The organism is Nocardioides sp., from assembly GCF_036401255.1.
Taxonomy (GTDB): Bacteria; Actinomycetota; Actinomycetes; order Propionibacteriales; family Nocardioidaceae; genus Nocardioides.
Genome location: NZ_DASWVI010000160.1, coordinates 1 through 2,228, shown reverse-complemented (window position 1 = coordinate 2,228; position 2,228 = coordinate 1). Strand labels below are relative to the sequence as shown.

The following is a 2,228-nucleotide window of genomic DNA, read 5'->3' as shown; positions in this document are numbered from 1 at the left end:
TGCTCGAGGAGACCCGCCCGCTGCCCACGGCGCCGGACGACACCCCGGAGCCGGTCGCCGAGCCCGAGCCACGGCCGGCCCGCGTGCGCCGGGAGCGCGGCCCCGGCGGGATGCCGGCGGTGCTGCTCACCGGCGTCGTGGTGGGCCTGGGCATCGTCGGGCTGACCTGGGCGTCGCTGCGGCTGTGCGAGGGCGTCCAGGGCACCTCGTCGTGCGGCGACACCGGCTACGGCCTGCTGATCGCGATCCTGGTGGTGATGGTGGTGGTCGGGATGCTGCTGCTGCGGCTGGCCCGGGTGCCCGAGCCCGGCAGCACCAGCTTCCTCGCCGTCGGGCTGACCTGCGTGCTGGCGCTGCTGTTCCTGGTCGACTCGCTGCTGGACCGCCCGATGGTCGTGGTCATCCCGCTGATCAGCGCCGGCACGTTCGCGCTCGCGCACTGGGTGACCCGCACGTTCACCGGTCCCCCCGCGTCCTGACCCACGCACCTGACGTATCTGTCGACCACGCGCCGCATCGAGAACAGTTCTGTCAGGTGCGCGGGGAACGCCGGCAGGTCAGCGGGCGGCGAGCAGCTCCGCGATCTGCACGGTGTTGAGGGCGGCGCCCTTGCGCAGGTTGTCGTTGGAGACGAACAACGCGAGGCCGCGGTCACCGTCGACGCCCGGGTCGGTGCGCAGGCGTCCGACGTACGACGGGTCCTTGCCGGCGGCCTGGAGCGGGTTCGGGATGTCCGAGAGCTCCACGCCCGGGGCGTCGGCCAGCAGCTCGGCCGCGCGCTGCGGGGTCATCGGCCGCTCGAACTCGGCGTTGATCGCCAGCGAGTGGCCGGTGAAGACCGGCACCCGCACGCAGATGCCCGAGACGCGGAGGTCGGGGATGCCGAGGATCTTGCGCGACTCGTTGCGCAGCTTCTGCTCCTCGTCGGTCTCGTTGAGGCCGTCGTCCACGATCGAGCCGGCCATCGGCAGCACGTTGTAGGCGATCGTCCGCGCGTACTTCACCGGGTCGGGGAACGCCACGGCCTCGCCGTCGTAGGCGAGCTCGCGGGCCTTGTCGCCCGCGGCCGCCACCTGGGTGGCGAGCTCCTCGACGCCGGCGACGCCCGATCCGGAGACCGCCTGGTAGGACGACACGATCAGCCGCACCAGGCCCGCCTCGTCGTGCAGCGGCTTGAGCACCGGCATCGCGGCCATCGTCGTGCAGTTGGGGTTGGCGATGATCCCGCGCCCGGCCTCGAAAACCGCAGCGGCGTCCTCGGGGTTGACCTCCGCGACGACGAGCGGGATGTCAGGGTCCTTGCGGAAGGCGCTGGAGTTGTCGACGACGATCACGCCTGCGTCCACGAACCGCGGAGCAAGCGCCCGCGACGTGGTGGCGCCGGCCGAGAACAACGCGATGTCGAGTCCGCTCGGGTCGGCTGTCGAGGCGTCCTCGACCACCACCTCGCGACCGGCGAACGGCAACACCGTGCCGGCCGAGCGGGCCGAGGCGAAGAACCGCACCTCGCCCACGGGAAAGTCGCGCTCCTCCAGGATCTGTCGCATCGCGACGCCGACCTGGCCAGTGGCCCCGACGACGCCGATGTTGAAGGTACGGCGGCTCATCGGCCGGTCCCGCCGTACACGACCGCCTCGACCTCGTCGGCGTCGAGGTCGAACGCCGTGTGGGCGGCGCGGACGGCCTCGTCGACCTGGTTCTCGGCGACGATCACCGAGATGCGGATCTCGGAGGTCGAGATCATCTCGATGTTGACGCCGGCGCTGGCGAGCGCGGCGAAGAACTTCGCGGTGATGCCGGGGTGGGAGCGCATGCCGGCGCCGATCAGCGACACCTTGCCGATCTGGTCGTCGTAGAGCAGCTTGTCGTAGCCGACCTCGTCCTGGATCCGCGCGAGCGCGCCCATCGCGGCCTGGCCGTCCGCGCGCGGCAGCGTGAAGGAGATGTCGGTGAGCCCCGTGGCGGCGGCCGAGACGTTCTGGACGACCATGTCGATGTTGATCTCCGTGGCCGAGAGCGCCTCGAAGATGCGCGCCGCCTCGCCGACCTTGTCGGGGACGCCGACGACGGTGATCTTGGCCTCGCTGCGGTCGTGGGCGACGCCGGCGATGATCGCCTGCTCCATCTCTTCCTCTCCTGCCTTGCTGTCCGGGATGACCCAGGTGCCTTCCTTCTGGCTGAAGGAGGAGCGCACGTGGATCGGCATGTCGTAGCGGCGGGCGTACTCG

Annotated in this window: 3 protein-coding genes; 1 reads left to right on the top strand and 2 read right to left on the bottom strand. The window is 71.2% G+C overall.

Annotated elements, in window-relative coordinates:
• On the top strand, window positions 1–479 hold a 479-nt coding region (locus VGD85_RS07625), incomplete at its 5' end, for a hypothetical protein (protein WP_331062851.1).
• 78 nt (window positions 480–557) lie between these two features.
• Here VGD85_RS07625 and VGD85_RS07620 read toward each other — a convergent pair.
• Both VGD85_RS07620 and VGD85_RS07615 read right to left on the bottom strand, forming a co-directional pair.
• The gene (locus tag VGD85_RS07620; protein ID WP_331062850.1) at window positions 558–1,607 is read right to left on the bottom strand and encodes an aspartate-semialdehyde dehydrogenase; all 1,050 of its coding nucleotides are present in this window, start codon (window positions 1,605–1,607) and stop codon (window positions 558–560) included.
• On the bottom strand, window positions 1,604–2,228 hold a 625-nt coding region (locus tag VGD85_RS07615; protein WP_331062849.1), incomplete at its 5' end, for an ACT domain-containing protein. The genes VGD85_RS07620 and VGD85_RS07615, both read right to left, overlap by 4 nt.

Coding starts and splice junctions, on each gene's coding strand:
- VGD85_RS07620 (WP_331062850.1), bottom strand. CDS start 1,607: ATGAGCCGCCGTACCTTCAACATCGGCGTCGTCGGGGCCACTGGCCAG.